The sequence below is a fragment of the Tessaracoccus sp. SD287 genome, from assembly GCF_017355265.1.
GTDB lineage: Bacteria > Actinomycetota > Actinomycetes > Propionibacteriales > Propionibacteriaceae > Aestuariimicrobium.
Genome location: NZ_JADIJQ010000016.1, coordinates 16586 through 31285 on the forward strand (window position 1 = coordinate 16586; position 14700 = coordinate 31285).

The 14700-nt window shown below is 67.3% G+C and carries 12 protein-coding genes and 1 riboswitch; of the genes, 6 read left to right on the forward strand and 6 right to left on the reverse strand.

Features of this window, described 5'->3' with window-relative positions; all coding sequences use genetic code 11:
- Window positions 1-45 precede the first annotated feature (45 nt).
- Window positions 46-1208 (reverse strand): IS3 family transposase gene (locus tag IPV09_RS08235; protein ID WP_207474767.1). Its coding sequence is split into 2 segments (ribosomal slippage): window positions 46-962 and window positions 962-1208, totalling 1164 coding nucleotides; the frame shifts between segments, so codons are not numbered across the junction.
- A gap of 256 nt (window positions 1209-1464) precedes the next feature.
- On the reverse strand, window positions 1465-2064 hold the full coding sequence (locus tag IPV09_RS08240) for a transposase (protein ID WP_076062257.1): 600 nt from the start codon (window positions 2062-2064) through the stop codon (window positions 1465-1467).
- A gap of 122 nt (window positions 2065-2186) precedes the next feature.
- A riboswitch (FMN riboswitch) is annotated at window positions 2187-2318 on the forward strand.
- Window positions 2319-2426: 108 nt separating this feature from the next.
- On the opposite strand from IPV09_RS08240, the gene ribD reads away from it, so the two are divergent.
- Genes ribD through ribH form a run of 4 tightly spaced genes read left to right on the forward strand, consistent with a single transcriptional unit; the run spans window position 2427 to window position 5827 of the window.
- Window positions 2427-3512, forward strand: a complete 1086-nt coding sequence (gene ribD / locus IPV09_RS08245) for a bifunctional diaminohydroxyphosphoribosylaminopyrimidine deaminase/5-amino-6-(5-phosphoribosylamino)uracil reductase RibD (RefSeq protein ID WP_233120781.1) — start codon at window positions 2427-2429, stop codon at window positions 3510-3512.
- A gap of 2 nt (window positions 3513-3514) precedes the next feature.
- Window positions 3515-4138 carry a riboflavin synthase gene (locus IPV09_RS08250; protein WP_076062262.1) on the forward strand — a complete coding sequence of 208 codons (624 nt, stop codon included), beginning with the start codon at window positions 3515-3517 and terminating at the stop codon, window positions 4136-4138.
- Entirely contained in the window at window positions 4131-5360 is a 1230-nt protein-coding gene (gene ribB, locus IPV09_RS08255) for a 3,4-dihydroxy-2-butanone-4-phosphate synthase (protein ID WP_068750357.1), read from the forward strand. Before IPV09_RS08250 ends, ribB begins: the two co-directional genes overlap by 8 nt.
- Complete coding sequence (ribH, locus tag IPV09_RS08260) at window positions 5360-5827, forward strand: 6,7-dimethyl-8-ribityllumazine synthase (RefSeq protein ID WP_076062264.1); 468 nt, start codon at window positions 5360-5362, stop codon at window positions 5825-5827. Before ribB ends, ribH begins: the two co-directional genes overlap by 1 nt.
- 82 nt (window positions 5828-5909) lie before the next feature.
- Here the strand turns inward: ribH and IPV09_RS08265 are convergent, their stop codons facing one another.
- From IPV09_RS08265 to IPV09_RS08280, 4 genes are all read right to left on the reverse strand, one after another.
- A complete protein-coding gene (locus IPV09_RS08265; RefSeq protein ID WP_076062268.1) occupies window positions 5910-6164 on the reverse strand; it encodes a hypothetical protein in 255 nt (84 codons plus the stop codon).
- Between the two features lie 1094 nt (window positions 6165-7258).
- Complete coding sequence (locus IPV09_RS08270) at window positions 7259-9994, reverse strand: cation-translocating P-type ATPase (RefSeq protein ID WP_207474768.1); 2736 nt, start codon at window positions 9992-9994, stop codon at window positions 7259-7261.
- 262 nt (window positions 9995-10256) lie between these two features.
- Complete coding sequence (locus IPV09_RS08275; RefSeq protein ID WP_207474769.1) at window positions 10257-10727, reverse strand: YqhA family protein; 471 nt, start codon at window positions 10725-10727, stop codon at window positions 10257-10259.
- Window positions 10728-10927: 200 nt separating this feature from the next.
- Complete coding sequence (locus IPV09_RS08280; protein WP_207474770.1) at window positions 10928-13657, reverse strand: phosphoenolpyruvate carboxylase; 2730 nt, start codon at window positions 13655-13657, stop codon at window positions 10928-10930.
- Between the two features lie 48 nt (window positions 13658-13705).
- Between IPV09_RS08280 and IPV09_RS08285 the strand changes: the two genes are divergently transcribed.
- Both IPV09_RS08285 and IPV09_RS08290 read left to right on the forward strand, forming a co-directional pair.
- Window positions 13706-14032 carry a helix-turn-helix domain-containing protein gene (locus tag IPV09_RS08285; RefSeq protein ID WP_083665557.1) on the forward strand — a complete coding sequence of 109 codons (327 nt, stop codon included), beginning with the start codon at window positions 13706-13708 and terminating at the stop codon, window positions 14030-14032.
- Window positions 14033-14153: 121 nt separating this feature from the next.
- Window positions 14154-14651 carry a carbonic anhydrase gene (locus tag IPV09_RS08290; protein WP_207474771.1) on the forward strand — a complete coding sequence of 166 codons (498 nt, stop codon included), beginning with the start codon at window positions 14154-14156 and terminating at the stop codon, window positions 14649-14651.
- Window positions 14652-14700: the final 49 nt, after the last annotated feature.

The window sequence follows — 14700 nt, forward strand, 5'->3', positions numbered from 1 at the left end:
GGTGTGAGCGGTGGGACGAATTTCGGACCGGTTCCAAACATGATTTCACGCTGCTTGTTGGGCCTCGTACCAGGCCGCCTCGACCCGATTCGGGGTTGAATACTCCAGACCCGAGTGCAACCTTTTCTGATTGTAACGCAACTCGATATATCTTGTCACATCCTGAACAGCATGATCCCGCGTGGGATAAACCGTGCGATTCACCCGCTCGACCTTCAACGTCCCGTTGAACGATTCCGCCCACGCATTGTCATAGCAGAAACCAGTCCGGCCAACAGAACGCACAATACCATTCTCGCCGCAGAACACGGCAAACTCCCCGGACATATATTGTGTTCCGCGATCCGAATGAAAGACAGCGCCCGGACGGATACTACTGTTGCGGATCGCCATCCCCATCGCGTCTGTGACCAACTCCGTGCGCATGTGATCGGCCAACGCGTAACCGACGACCTTCTTGCTGAAGCAGTCCAGCACCGTCGCCAGATACACCCAGCCCTCCCATGTCGGAATGTAGGTGATGTCACCGACAAGCTTCACCCCAGGCTCGCACGCGGTGAAGTCCCGCTGCAGCAGGTCCGGCAGCCCGCCGGTGACCGCCGGCACCGTGGTCCTGGGCACCCTCGGCCTCGGCTGGCACGACACCAAACCACGCTCACGCATCAGCGTCCGCACGGTCTTCGGGTCACAAGGCCTGCCCGCCTCGAGCAGGGCAGCGTGGACCCTGCGGTGACCGTAGGTGCCGTCCGAGTCGGCGAAGATCGCCTCGATCACATCACCGAGCTGGGCACGCCACCGCTCGGTCGCCGACGGGTCACGATCGCGCCACTCGTAGTACCCCGACCTCGACACCTTCGCCCACCGGCACATCGACCGGATCGGATACCCGCCCTCTTCGCTGTTGATGAACGCATACTTCGCGTTCACCGGAACTCCTTCGCGAAGAAGGCCGCCGCTTTTCCCAGGAACTCCTTCTCCATCCGGAGTTCGCGGTTCTCCTTGCGGAGTCGCTCCAATTCTGCACGCTCCGGCTCCGACAATCCTGGCTCGTCGACAGGACTCGACTTCTTGTACCTGTTCACCCACACCCGCAATGTCTCCGTTCCCACACCCAACTCGCGGGCAACATCGGCGATCGGCCGTGACGATTCAAGAACCAGACGGACCGCCTGCTCCCGAAACTCAGGGCTGAACTTCCTACGCGTCATTAGTAATCCATTCCATTCCTCCCGATACCCTACCAATCGGGTCCATGGTCCGGAATCAATCCCTCAGCTCAGTTTATCCCACGCGGGATCATGCTGTTCAGGATGTGACAAGATATATCGAGTTGCGTTACAATCAGAAAAGGTTGCACTCGGGTCTGGAGTATTCAACCCCGAATCGGGTCGAGGCGGCCTGGTACGAGGCCCAACAAGCAGCGTGAAATCATGTTTGGAACCGGTCCGAAATTCGTCCCACCGCTCAGACATGAATCGCGTCGATGAACACCACCGGATACACCGGGTCCAGTGGTCGGTTCTGCCACTCGCCCATCGAGTCCAGGACCTTGTCGGTGATCGTCGAGATCGTGGTCTTCGACACCTCAGAGCCATAAACATCGGCCAGATGCGCCGCGATGTCGCCATGGGTCAGCCCGCGAGCCGACAGCGACAACACCACGTCCTCGATCGCCCCCAAACGCCGTTGCCGCTTCGCCACCACGACCGGCTCAAACGACCCGGCCCGATCCCGAGGCACAGCGATCTCGACCGGGCCGGCCTTCGTCAGCACCGTCTTCGACCGCGTCCCGTTACGAGCGTTGTCGCTGCCCTCGACCCGCTCGTGCTTGTCATAGCCCAGATGCGCGGTCATCTCGCCCTCCAGGGCCGACTCCAGGACCAGCTTGGTCAGCTGAGCCAGCAGCCCGCCCTCGCCCTCCACGGACAGCCCCAGCCGCTGCGCGTCGCCCACGAGCTGCGCCACCAAATCCTTGTCCACCAGCGGGGGCGTTCCCGTCGCCGTCACCTGGTCCTCGACCTCCATCACGACCGCCTCAGCGACCGGCTCAACCTGCATCCTCATCGGGTACCTCCTACATCGGAGTTACACCGGAAAACGTACAGTCCCCTTTTCACCGTCGAAAGTGTTCAGTTTTCAAGCGTTGCCGACAGAGACGCGTGGAGTTCGCTACGCTTTGCCGCAAGAACGTGCTCCGGGGTCGGTGAAACTCCGAACCGGCGGTGATAGTCCGCGACCCGGCGGCTCCTTGTGAGCCAATGGTTGAACCGGTGGGATTCCGGTACCGACGGTTAAAGTCCGGATGGGAGGCGCACGCGGTTCGTGGCATTGCCGCGCGCCGACGCTCCTGCGTTGGCGGGTCCGGCTTCGCTGCGCGCTGGCATGTCCCTGCCCCGGAGTCGTCACACGAGACGACGGAGGGGCAGATGAGTCCGACCATCCTGGAAGACCGGCGATCAGCCGATGCGACCACAAGCGCGCACGAGAGCGCCATGGACCGTGCCCTCATGCTCGCCGCCCGGTCCCCGCGGGCCGACCCGAACCCACGCGTCGGCTGCGTCCTGGTCGACGATGACGGCCGGATCGTGGGCGAGGGCTGGCACCATGGCGCCGGAACGCCGCACGCCGAGGTTGAGGCGCTCAGCGGCGCCGGTCCGGACGCCGCGGGCGCCACTGCGTACGTGACCTTGGAGCCCTGCAACCACCATGGCCGCACCGGTCCCTGCGCCGAGGCGCTGCTGCGCGCCGGCGTCCGTCGCGTGGTGTACGCCCAGGCCGACCCGAATCCGCCCGCGTCCGGCGGCGCGGCCACGCTGGCCGCGGGTGGAGTGGAGGTGCTGGGCGGCGTCCGGGCAGCGGAAGCGGCCCTCCTCAATGAGGCCTGGACGTTCTCGGTGACGCACGGGCGTCCTTTCGTCACCTGGAAGGTTGCGGGCACCCTGGACGGCCGGACCGCCGCCGCGGACGGCACGTCGGCGTGGATCACGGGCCAGCCCGCCCGGCTCGACGTCCATCGGTTGCGGTCCCGCTGCGGGGCGATTGTCGTCGGGACGGGGACGGTGCTGGCCGACGATCCCCGCCTCACCGTCCGCCGCCCCGACGGCACGGAAGCGCCCCGGCAACCCGTCCGGGTGGTCGTCGGACGTCGCCCGATCCCCGCTGACGCCCGTGTCCTGTCGCCAGACGCGTCCACGCTGCTGCTCGCCGACGACCCGGCAGGTGTCCTGGCACGCCTGCAGGAAGCCGGTGTCCGTCATGTCTGGCTGGAGGGTGGGGCCACCCTCGCCGCGGCGTTCCTCACCGCCGGCCTGGTCGACGAGATCGTCGCCTACCTCGCGCCCGTCCTGGTGGGTTCCGGCTCCCCGCTGGTCGGCGACCTCGGCGTCGCCACCCTCGCGGACGCCCACCGGTACGCCCTGGTCGATGTGCGTCGTCTGGGCGACGACGTCCGGCTCACCCTCCGCCCCCTCCCCGATCTTTCAGAACCCCAACCGAACTCTGGCAAGGAGTGATCATGTTCACCGGCATCATCGAAGAACTGGGCGAGGTCGTCGAGATCCGCCACCTGGAGGACTCCGCCGTCGTGACCGTCCGCGGTCCGCTCGTCACCTCCGACGCCACCCACGGCAGCTCGATCGCCGTCAACGGTGTCTGCCTCACCGTGACCGGCCTGGACGGGGACCTGTTCATGGTCGACGTCATGGCCGAGTCACTCCGGCGAACATCGCTGGGCGGCCTCACCCCGGGGGACCGGGTCAACCTGGAGCGGGCGATGGGGTCCGACGGCCGGTTCGGCGGGCACATCGTGCAGGGACACGTCGACGGAACGGGCCGCATCCTGTCCCGTACGCCGGGCGAGCAGTGGGAGGTGGTCGAGATCTCCTGCCCAGCCGAGGTGCAGCGCTACCTGGTCGAGAAGGGCTCGGTCACCGTCGACGGCGTGTCCCTGACCGTGTTCGACATCCGGCCGGACCGGTTCACGGTCTCGCTGATCCCGACCACGCTCGAGCTGACGACCCTCGGTCCCGCCGCTGTCGGGGCGGTCGTCAACCTCGAGGCGGACATCCTCGGCAAGTACATCGTCGCCCACCTCGAGCGTCTCGAACTTGGCGCCCTGCGGGAGACCATCCATGCCTGAGTTCGCCACCATTCCCGCAGCCCTGGACGCGCTGCGCGCCGGCCGTCCGGTCCTGGTCCTCGACGACGCCGACCGGGAGAACGAGGGGGACGCCATCTTGGCGGCCTCGACGGCGTCCGCCGAATGGGTCGGGTGGATGGTGCGGCACACATCGGGCTACCTGTGCGCCCCCCTGCCCGTCGACTGGGCCGACCGTCTGGGCCTGCCCCTCATGGTTCCCGACAGCGCCGACCCGTTGCGGACCGCGTACACCGTCAGCGTGGACGCGGCGTCCGGGGTCACGACCGGGATCTCGGCGGCGGACCGGGCCACCACGCTCCGCGTCCTCGGCAACCCGGACGCCGCGGCGTCCGACCTGATCCGGCCCGGGCACGTCCTGCCACTGCGCGCCCGGCCCGGCGGGGTCTTCGAACGGCAGGGGCACACCGAGGCGACCGTCGACCTGTGCCGGCTGGCCGGCCTGCCGCCCGTGGGCGTGATCGGTGAACTCGTCCACGATGCGGGTGAGGTGATGCGGACGCCCGACGTCGTCGCCCTCGGCGCGGCCGAGTGCCTGCCCGTCATCACGATCGCGGACCTGGTCGCCTGGCGCGACCTGTACGACCGCGTCACGCTGGCCGCCGTAACGACGCTGCCCACCGCCCACGGGACGTTCGCGTTGCACGGCTACCGGGACCGGCGCACCGGCGCCGAACACCTCGCCTTGATCAGCCCACGCGGCCTCACCACCGATGGCGCGGCACCGCTCGTCCGCCTCCACTCCGAATGTCTCACTGGGGACGCGTTCGGTTCCCGCCGCTGCGACTGCGGCCGCCAACTCGACGAGTCCCTCGCCGTCATTGCCCGTCAGGGGGGTGTCGTGATCTACCTGCGAGGTCACGAGGGGCGCGGCGTGGGGCTGCTCGCGAAGCTGTCGGCGTACGCCCTCCAGGACGTCGGCGCGGACACCGTCGACGCCCAAACCCTGCTGGGCCTACCGGTCGACGCCCGCGAATACGGCGCCGCCGCCGCCATCCTGACCGCCCAAGGGGTGGTCCGGGCCGAACTGCTCACCAACAACCCGGCCAAGGCCGACGGCCTGCGCACGGCGGGGATCGACATCACCGGCCTCCGTCCGCTCATCGTGGAGCCCAACCCCGACAACGTGCACTACCTGTCCACCAAGCGCGAGCGGATGGGCCACCGCCTACCCACCGCGTCCACCCTCGTCCAGGAGGCCTGATGGCTGGCTCCGGCACCCCCCACCTCACCGTCGACGGCCGCGGCCGACGCATCACCGTCGTCGCCTCGTCCTGGCACGACCTCGTCATGAACTCTCTCGTCACCAACGCAGTTACCACGCTGGAACGGGCCGGCGCGACCGTCACGGTGGTCCGCGTCCCGGGCACGTTCGAGCTGCCGGTCGCCTGTGCCCGCCTGGCCCACCACTTCGACGGGCTGGTCGCGCTCGGTGTCGTCATCCGGGGCGGGACACCCCACTTCGACTACGTCTGCGCAGGCGCCACCCACGGCATCGTCGACGTGATGACCCGCACTGGAACGCCCGTCGGTTTCGGTGTCCTCACGTGTGACACCGAGCAGCAGGCGCTCGACAGGGCTGGGCTTCCCGGATCACCGGAGGACAAGGGACGCGAGGCGGCCGAGGCCGTCCTGGCCACCCTCTCTGCGCTGACCGCCGCGGTGCCCTGATCCTCCTACCATTGCAAGCGCCCGGACACCCGGAATGGCCGCCGCCGGTGAGCCGTTCGATCGTCTGCGCGTGTCACCACGTTCAAGGCGTGCGTGGCAGCTGGGCGACGTCCCTCACCTCTCCGATTGCTCGCTCGACGACGTCCTCGAGGATCGCGGCACCGATCGTTTCCTCACCGTCGACGACGAGCGCGAAGTGGGTGCCGCCCGCCTGCATGGCGGCCACGGCGGCCTCCAGGGGGGCGTCCTTCGCGATGGTCGCCAGCGGGCGGAGAAATGGACCGCCCGGCGCCACCCCGGCCGAACCCGCCACCAGTGGGGTCGTCGTCGACCGCACGCCGCACCCTGTCCCTGTCATCAAGGGTGGTGGCGACGTCTGGTCCGCCGACGTGGACGTCCGACTCTGGATTCGGCGGACAGGGACGATCCGTAGCGCCAGTCTCCTGGTGGCTTCGCGGCGCCCCTGTCCGCGAGGAGGAGCCGGAGCCCGTTAGGACGGATGTCGTGTTCGCTCGCCGCCGCCAGGAGGACGCCCATGAACCCCGAGCCACACCACCATGTCACCGGGACAGGATTGTGGCTCCAGGAGGCCGACGTCCACGGCGTCCTGCGCCGACGCGGGGCAAGTCGTACACCGAGATCGCCGAGACTGTGGGAGGTGTGACATGGAGGCCGTCGCTGTCACGTGCGTGGTTGCCCGAGGGCTCGTGGACGCCTTGGAGGCACTCCTCTTGAGCCTGCCTGGTCGGCGCCGCTCTGCTGGCAGCGTTGCGGTGAACGCCGGGTGGGTTGGGGCTGCGACGCTTGGCGGTCGTCGGCCTATGCTGAAGGCAGTCTTGGACGCGAGGTCCGCGCGGCCTTGGCTCCGGTGCTATTCCCCACGTATTCCCCACGACAAGGTGACGAAGTAGCAATCAACCCACATAAGACCTTGTCAGGGGGCCATTATCGGCTGACAGAAGAGAGCTTCAACTCCTCTCTCGCGCACAAAAGTGCCTCTGACTAGGGCAAATACAGGGAATCGGCGAGAGGTGAGAACCTCTCGCCGATTCTCTGTCTCTGGGTGCTGGTTCGCCTTTGGCGACGGGTGACACCGGGGGACGCGGTTCCCGATTGCCGTCGAGGACAGGCTTCTTGCCTGGTTGGGGGGGATCATCATTCCCCACGGGTTCCCCATGGGGAATGATGATCCCGGGCCTCAAGGAGGTGACTGACTTTCGGCCAGACTCTGGGTCGTGTGGGCCGCGATGGGCGAGACTGGACCGAGAGGACTGGAGGCGGGCGCAACGTGAGGGCCTGGCCGCGGTGGACTCCTCTGGAGCTCTCCGGATGACCGGCATGTCCGCATCGATGCCGGTGATGCCCTCCATCTGGACGGTCTCCGCAGCGGCCAACGGGCACACGATCCGCGCTGGCTGCACCAGCCCGGCCTCAGTCGCGTCCGATGCTGATGACCACGCCCCTGCCACGATCCACGGCCTTGACGCTCTCGATAAGCACCAGCAATCCGACACCGGCGGCCGCTGCGATCAGCAGATCGACCGCGCCCAGCGGCTCCAGCCGCAGGAGCACACCCAGCGGCGTGTAGAGCGCTACCAACTGCAGTGCCAGCACCAGTGCGGCGATCCACAGCAGCAACGGGTTGGAACGCCAGCCGATCGTGGTGAGCGAGTCGTGGTGGGACCGGGTGGCGAAGGCCTGCCCGATCTGCAGGAACGCAAGGGTGGTGAACAGCATCGACTGCCACGCCGGGTTGCCGGTTTCGTGGTACCAGAAGCCGATTCCCAGCGCCACGAAGCCGATGACCAGGCCGACCCACACCGTCCGACGGCCCAGACCGCCCGTCCAGAGACTCCCGCCGGGCACGTGGGGCGGCCTGCGCATCACCGTGGACTCAGCAGGCTCCTTGCCCATCGCGAGGCCCAGCAGGCCGTCGGTCATGAGGTTGAGCCAAAGCAGCTGCAGCGGGAGCAGGGCCACAGCCGCCGTAGCATCGAATGGGAGGAAGAGGAACGGGATGGGCCAGCCGACCATGACGATGATCTTGCCGAGGTTGCCGGCCACGGCGAACGAGACGAACCGGCGAAGGTTGTCATAGATGACCCTGCCCTCCTCGACGGCGGCGATGATGGTGGCGAAGTTGTCGTCGCGCAGCACCATGTCCGAGGCCTCCTTCGAGACGTCGGTGCCGGTGATGCCCATGGCCACGCCGATGTCGGACTTCTTCAGCGCGGGTGCGTCGTTGACGCCGTCGCCCGTCATGGCCACGATCTGGCCATGACGCTGCAGCGAATCGACCAGGCGGAGCTTGTGCTCTGGCGAGACGCGGGCGAACACGCTCACAGTCCTGGTGGCGAGATCGAACTCCTCGGCGTCAAGGCGGTCCAGCTCGACGCCTGTCAGCACTCCACCGTCGCGCCCGATGCCGAGCTCGCGGGCGATGGCCTGCGCAGTCAGGGGGTGGTCGCCTGTGATCATGACCGGTCGGATGCCGGCGCCCTGACAAGTGGCCACGGCTGTGGCCACCTCGGGCCGAGGGGGATCGATGATGCCGACGACGCCCAGCAGGACGAGGTCGGTCTCAGGGTCGGCCGGCGTGTGCCCGGGGCGGATGAGCCGCAGGGCGAGGCCCAGCACCCGCTGGCCACGTGAGGCCAGGTCCTTGTTGGTGTTCTCGACCCAGGCGCGCGTGGCGTCGTCGAAGGCTCGGACGCCGCCGTCGGCGAGCACGCCAGCGGTGCGGGGAACGAGCGCGTCGACGGCTCCCTTCACGAAGAGGAGATCGTGGTCCTGCGGTAGCTGCGCCAGCTCGGAGACCCGCCCGGCTAGCGCCGCGTGCCGGGTGCTCATGCGTTTACGTTCGGAATCGAAGGGCAACTCCCCGATCCTCGGCAGGACCGTGCGCAGGGTTACCACGTCGATCCCGCCCCGCTTGGCCGCGTCGAGCAGGCAGGTCTCAGTAGGGTCGCCGATCGCCTCAGCCCCCTCCCCGGCGACGTGGCGAAGCTCGGCGTCGTTGCACAGTGCCCCGGCCGCCAAGGCGACGAGGGCCAGACCTGACGGCGGGCCACCTCCCGGTGTCCAGAGGCCCTCGGGCAGGATCAGCGTTGAGACGGTCATCCTGTTCTGGGTCAGGGTGCCTGTCTTGTCCGAGCAGATGGTGGTCACCGAGCCCAGGGTCTCCACCGCAGGCAGTTTGCGCACCAGGGCGTTGCGCCGCAGCATCCGCTGGGCACCCACGGCCAGCGTGAACGTCACGACGGCCGGTAGACCCTCTGGGATGACCGCAACGGCCACCGAGATGGCGGTGAGCACCAGGTCGCTCCACGTCTCGCCGGCGAGCGCGCCAAGGACCGCAACGACCCCTGCGGTGACGACGCCCAGGACGGCAAGTTGTTTTCCGACGCTGTCGAGGCGCGCCTGGAGCGGGGTCTGCTCCGCCGTCACCCCCTGGAGCAGGTCGGCGATCCTGCCCAGTTCCGTGGCCATGCCAGTGGCGATGACCAGACCCACGCCACGGCCGTAGGTGACCTCGGTTCCGGAAAATGCCATGTTGACGCGATCACCCACGGGGAGGTCTGAACCCGCTAGAGGTGCGGTCATCTTGTCCACGGCCTCGGACTCGCCCGTCAGTGCCGCCTCCTGGATCCTCAAGGAGACCGCCTCGAGCAGTCGTAGATCGGCCGGGACCACGGTGCCCGCGTCCAGATGGATCACGTCTCCCGGTACCAGTTGCCGTGCCGGTAATGGGACGGTGCCGCCGTCGCGGAGGACCCGCACGGTGGGTACCGTCATTTGGCGCAGGGCGGCGATGGCTTTCTCTGCTCGGTACTCCTGGAAGAAGCCGAGTAGTGCGAACAGCAGCACGATCCCGCCGATGGCACCGGCCTCCAGGAACTTGCCGAGGATCAGCGAGAGGACGGTGGCCGCGATGAGGATCAACACCATCACCGAGGTGAACTGCTCCCACAGGATCTTCCAGGCCGGTGTGCCGCCGCGGTCGATGAGTTCGTTGGTGCCGTAGCGCTTCAAGCGCTCCTCGGCCTCTGGCGTCGTGATCCCGGAGGCCCGCGAGTCAGTTCGCGCCAGAGCGTGGTCGGTGGTGATCAGATGCCAGGACGGATCAGTCTCGGCTGGGCTGTCGTCGGTGAGGCTGTCCGTGGGCAAGCTGTCTCCCGGAGTGAGGTGCATACGAGTGAGGTTCATGCAAAGGAAGAACGTCGAGTCTCTCCCGCCTTACGGCCGATCCGACGGGCTTGCGCCGTGCTGACGTCGGACCCGTTGTGGGGATACTCCCTCTCCGCACAACTCGAGGGTACCTGCCCTTGGGGGCAGCCGCAACTACGCTAGACGCATGCCTGGGCCGCCCCAGTTGCGTGGGACTTGACAGTGAGACAATACGCTGGGCCGACACTTGGCGGAGATGGCCCTATTGGGGTCGGTGCCAGTTGGAGAAAGCGAAGAGCAGTGCACCGATGAGGGTGACACTTAGCCCTACCGCCAACAACTCGTCCGGTTCCGGCCTGGCAACGAGCACCTCAAGGAATCGCACCACGATCACGAGCAGCAGCGTCCCAGCCGTTCGGCCCTTGAGGTGGTCAAAGGAGAGCGTGGTGAGGCTTGGGGGCAGGTTGAGGTCGCCCACAAAGAGTTCCCACAGTCCGTAGCCGACGATGAGCATCACCGTGGCGATGAGGATCGAGTCCACGCTCTCGTACAATTTGACCAGCGCAGCGTCGGGGTTAGTCGACGCGGTGAGCAGCGTCTCGACAAACAACAAGGCCTTGCTGAGTGCCCAGAGGTAGGTGGTCACGGACAGCAGAAGTGCTGTGACCGCCCCGATGACCGCGATGTAGCGAAAAAGCTCGAGACCCCGTTTCATCGCCCCGGCGCCCCGCATGGATGGCCCTACGCCGGGGGGCCTCAGCCTCGTCCCGGTGGGTCGGCTCAGTGTTCATCACGGTCCACAGGGACAAGCGTCCGGGGGTTGCAGCACCGTGGGTATCATGCCGAGAGTGTAGCAGTCCGGCAGACGGAGCATCGGCGCGGGAGCCGGCGCGCCACAAGCAAGTTACGAGGGCACGCCGGTCGTCCTTACGGCTATCCCGTGTTCTGCAGACCGGCAGCCGCTCCGTTCACGGTCGTCAACAGGACCCGCGTCCACTGTTCCCGGTCCTCCTCAGACGGGGCGTCGTCTCCCGGACCGCCTTCGCGGATGACGCGCAGTGCGCGCAACTGCAGGTGGCTGAGCGCGTCGATGGACGGGGCCCGCAGTGCAACCCGGGTGCCGAGGCGGAGCTTGCGTTCCAGTAGCTCCTCCTGCTCCAGGGTCGCCAGCACCAAGCTGCGCGTCAGCTCGTGCTCCGCCAGCACGGCGCTGGTGACGCTCAGCTGCCCACCGAGTGCCAGGAAGGACTTCGCCAGGCGCGGGTTGGCCTTCGCGAGGCTCATCTCCGCAATGTCGATCATGCTGGCAAACAGCGGCCACTGACGGTAGGCCTCGCGCAACCGCTCGAGGTCATCCACAGCGGCCAACCCGGAGCCCAGCCCGAACCAGCCGGGCACGTTCGCCCGGATCTGGGACCATGCGAACACCCAGGGGATGGCCCGGAAGTCACTCAGATCCCTGCCCTTCTCCGCGCCGCTTCGCCGCGCCGGGCGGGATCCGAGCCTCAGCCGCCCCAATTCCTCAAGCGGGCTCGACGCAGCCACGACATCGGCGAAACCAGGCGTGCGCACGAGGCTGAGGTAGGTCTCGCGAGAGACCCGCTCCACCGTCGTCGCGACATCGTCGAACTCCTCAGCGGCGGCACGGTTGCGGTGCACCACGTCGTCGGTGTCTGCGAGCAGCACCGCCGAGGTGAGACGCTCCAAGTGCGCCTGGGCCAGGGTCACGTCCGCGTACCGGGCAAAGATGACCTCACCCTGCTCGGTGACCTTGAACCGGCCGGAGACCGAACCCGGAGCCTGGGCCAGGATGGCCCGGTGAACAGGGCCTCCGCCACGGCCCAGGGATCCGCCTCGGCCGTGGAACAGCGTGAGTTGGATGCCGTGACGCTGCGCCCACTCAACGATCTGGGTCTGCGCCCGGTAAAGAGTCAGGGTTGCGCTGGCCGGCCCGACGTCCTTGGCCGAGTCCGAGTAACCGACCATCACCTCGACGTGCCAGTCCACCTCGTCGAGCCAGCTGCGGGTGCTCTCCAAGGTGAGCCACTCTTCAAGGACACCGACGGCCCCGCTCAAGTCGGCTCCGGTTTCGAAAAGCGGAACCACGTTCAACCTGAGGGCGGCGTCACCGACCGCGAGGCGAGCAAGTGCGCGCACTGCGACGAGGTGCTGAGCCTGCTGGGTGAAGCTCACCACGTGACGGCCGCACGACTGAGCCCCCCAGCGCTCCTGAAGCCAGGACATGACCCGAAGCGTGTCGAGCACCTCGCGGGTGGCGTCGCTGAGAGCCTGGACGTGGGCCGGCCAACCGTTGACCGCGAGCGAGTCGAGCAACTCCAGCCGCGTGGGGCTGCCCGGCGCTTCCGGGTCCCAGTCGAGTTGCCCGAGCAGTTCGTCCAAGACTCGCCGGTGCACATCGCTGTGCTGGCGCACCTCCAGGTCGGCCAGGTGGAAGCCGAAGGTTTCGGCCAGCCAGATCAGGTGCTGGAGCTCCCCGAAAGCCGCCCGTGTGTCTCCTGCCTGCTCCAGGGAGGTCTGGATCAGACTGAGATCAGCCACCAACTCAGCGGGCTCGCGGTATGCGAGATCGATCTGGCCCTCTCTGGTGGCCGTGAGCCTGGTGGCGACGAAGAGTAGCTTCTGCCGATGCGGCTCTCCCGGAGACGATTTGCGGATGAGTTGGAAGATCTCCGGCGCCGTGACCGAATCACGGGCCAGCGCACTGGCCAGTTCGGGCGACGGGGGGCTGGCGTCCTCGCTCATCGTGAGGGTGCGGGCGACGCGATCTGCTCCGGTGGCGAGCGCCTTGAGGATGCACTCCGCCTGGATGGACATGGTCTGCCGGGTGACCTCGGCCGTGACGAACGGGTTGCCGTCCCGGTCACCGCCCACCCAGGAACCGAACCGCAGGAAACCGGGAACCGACGGGCGACAACGGCCCGGCTCCCCGTCGGCGATCGCGGACTCGACTGTGCGGTACAACCGTGGCACCGCTTGAAACAGCGTCTGGTCAAACACGGACATCACGGTGCGAACCTCGTCCGAGGGTTGGGGTGGTGTGGTGCGCAGGGGGGAGGTGCGGCTGAGGATGTCGATCTCCTCCAGCATCCGGCGCTGAGCGAAGTCCCGCTCCTGCGAGCCGGAGCCTGGATCGTCGTAGCGGTCCAGTTGTTCGGCGATACGATGCAGGGCTGAGGAGACAGCGCGCCTGCGAGCTTCCGTGGGGTGCGCGGTCAGCACCGGATGGATGCGGAGGTTCTTCACGCGAGCCGCCGCGGGGCCGAGTGCGGCCACCGCTGGCCAGACGTCCGGCGCCGTGCCTGCCACCTCGGAGTGTGTCCCGCGGATGAGTCTGGAGCGGTACCGCTCCTCGCTGAGGTTGATCAGGTGGAAGTGAACGGTCAGGGCCTGCGCGAGTTGAAGCGCCTGGGTAGCGGTCAGTGCCCCGACGACCCGGCCAGGCTCCTCGGGGTCGCCGCCATCGGCGGCCCGTGCCGCCGAGTCCTGCACTTGCTGCATGAGCGTGGCGAGCGCGCCGGCTCCTCTCTCGTGGAGAACCTGCTCATGCAGTTGTGTGAGGATGTCGATGTCGGCTTCCAGGAGCCGGTCAAGACCGTACGGATCCTGGTCCAGGTGGATCGCCTCGGCAAGTGGATTGGTCATTGCTACCTCTCTATTTCGTGAATGATGAATCGTGTATCATGCTCCGCTATGGCACCTGGCGACTGGACCTTTCTCTCCAACTATGGCCACGTCCTCGTGGCCCTTGCCCGGAACCCGACGGCGCGGATGCGAGACATCGCGCAGCAGGTGGGTATCACTGAACGAGCCGTGCAGCAGATAGTCGGTGAGTTGGTGACGCAGGGTTACGTGATCAAGGAGAAGTCGGGGCGGCGAAATCACTACCATCTGGCTCCCGGCACCCACCTGCGCCATGATCTGGAGCGCGGCGTCAGGGTCGCCGACTTCGTGGCGATGGTGAGCGGGGCGGACGAAACGAACGGGGCCCGCGCGACGCCGAGCAGGGCGAAGAGTTGATGTCCCCATGTGCCCACCTCGCGATCAGGCGCTGCGGTTGGTCGACCACCGCCTCGCATCAATGCTACTGCCCTAGCTTCCGGAATTGCAATTCGCGTGTCAAGTCGCTACTGTTTCGGTCATGGACGAGGACATCTTCGGTGATCTGATCGCTGCGAACCAGCGCTACGCGAGGTCCGGACCTCGCCCCTTCGACGGCATCGCTCACGCCGGGATCGCCGTCGTGACCTGCATGGACTCACGCCTGGAGCCCTTGGCGATGCTGGGCCTGACACTGGGCGACGCCAAGATCATGCGCACCCCTGGGGGCCATGTCACCGCGGACGCGCTCACCGGATGCGTGCTAGCCGCACACCTTCTCAACGTGGACCGCATCCTGATCGTCCAACACACCAGCTGTGCCGTGGCAAGCGGCGACGACGATGCGATCCGCCGCCGCGTTTCGGAGACGACCGGTGCGGACCTCGGCAACCTGCCCATCGGCGCGGACCCGGACCAGCGTGGCCGGATCCACGCCGATGTCGCACTGCTGCGGCAGCACCCCCTGCTCGCTGACCGGGTCAGGGTCGGCGGCTTCATCTACGACGTTGAGACCAGCCTCCTGGAACAGATCACATGAGCGCCCCCCCTGCTCAGGGCGGCTCCACCGAGGCTTCCGCAGGGACCGC

Excerpts from the sequence above, each read along its gene's own strand:
- IPV09_RS08240 (WP_076062257.1), bottom strand. The coding sequence starts at position 2,064 with ATGAGGATGCAGGTTGAGCCGGTCGCTGAGGCGGTCGTGATGGAGGTC.
- ribD (WP_233120781.1), top strand. The coding sequence starts at position 2,427 with ATGAGTCCGACCATCCTGGAAGACCGGCGATCAGCCGATGCGACCACA.
- IPV09_RS08250 (WP_076062262.1), top strand. The coding sequence starts at position 3,515 with ATGTTCACCGGCATCATCGAAGAACTGGGCGAGGTCGTCGAGATCCGC.
- ribB (WP_068750357.1), top strand. The coding sequence starts at position 4,131 with ATGCCTGAGTTCGCCACCATTCCCGCAGCCCTGGACGCGCTGCGCGCC.
- ribH (WP_076062264.1), top strand. The coding sequence starts at position 5,360 with ATGGCTGGCTCCGGCACCCCCCACCTCACCGTCGACGGCCGCGGCCGA.
- IPV09_RS08275 (WP_207474769.1), bottom strand. The coding sequence starts at position 10,727 with ATGCGGGGCGCCGGGGCGATGAAACGGGGTCTCGAGCTTTTTCGCTAC.
- IPV09_RS08280 (WP_207474770.1), bottom strand. The coding sequence starts at position 13,657 with ATGACCAATCCACTTGCCGAGGCGATCCACCTGGACCAGGATCCGTAC.
- IPV09_RS08285 (WP_083665557.1), top strand. The coding sequence starts at position 13,706 with ATGGCACCTGGCGACTGGACCTTTCTCTCCAACTATGGCCACGTCCTC.
- IPV09_RS08290 (WP_207474771.1), top strand. The coding sequence starts at position 14,154 with ATGGACGAGGACATCTTCGGTGATCTGATCGCTGCGAACCAGCGCTAC.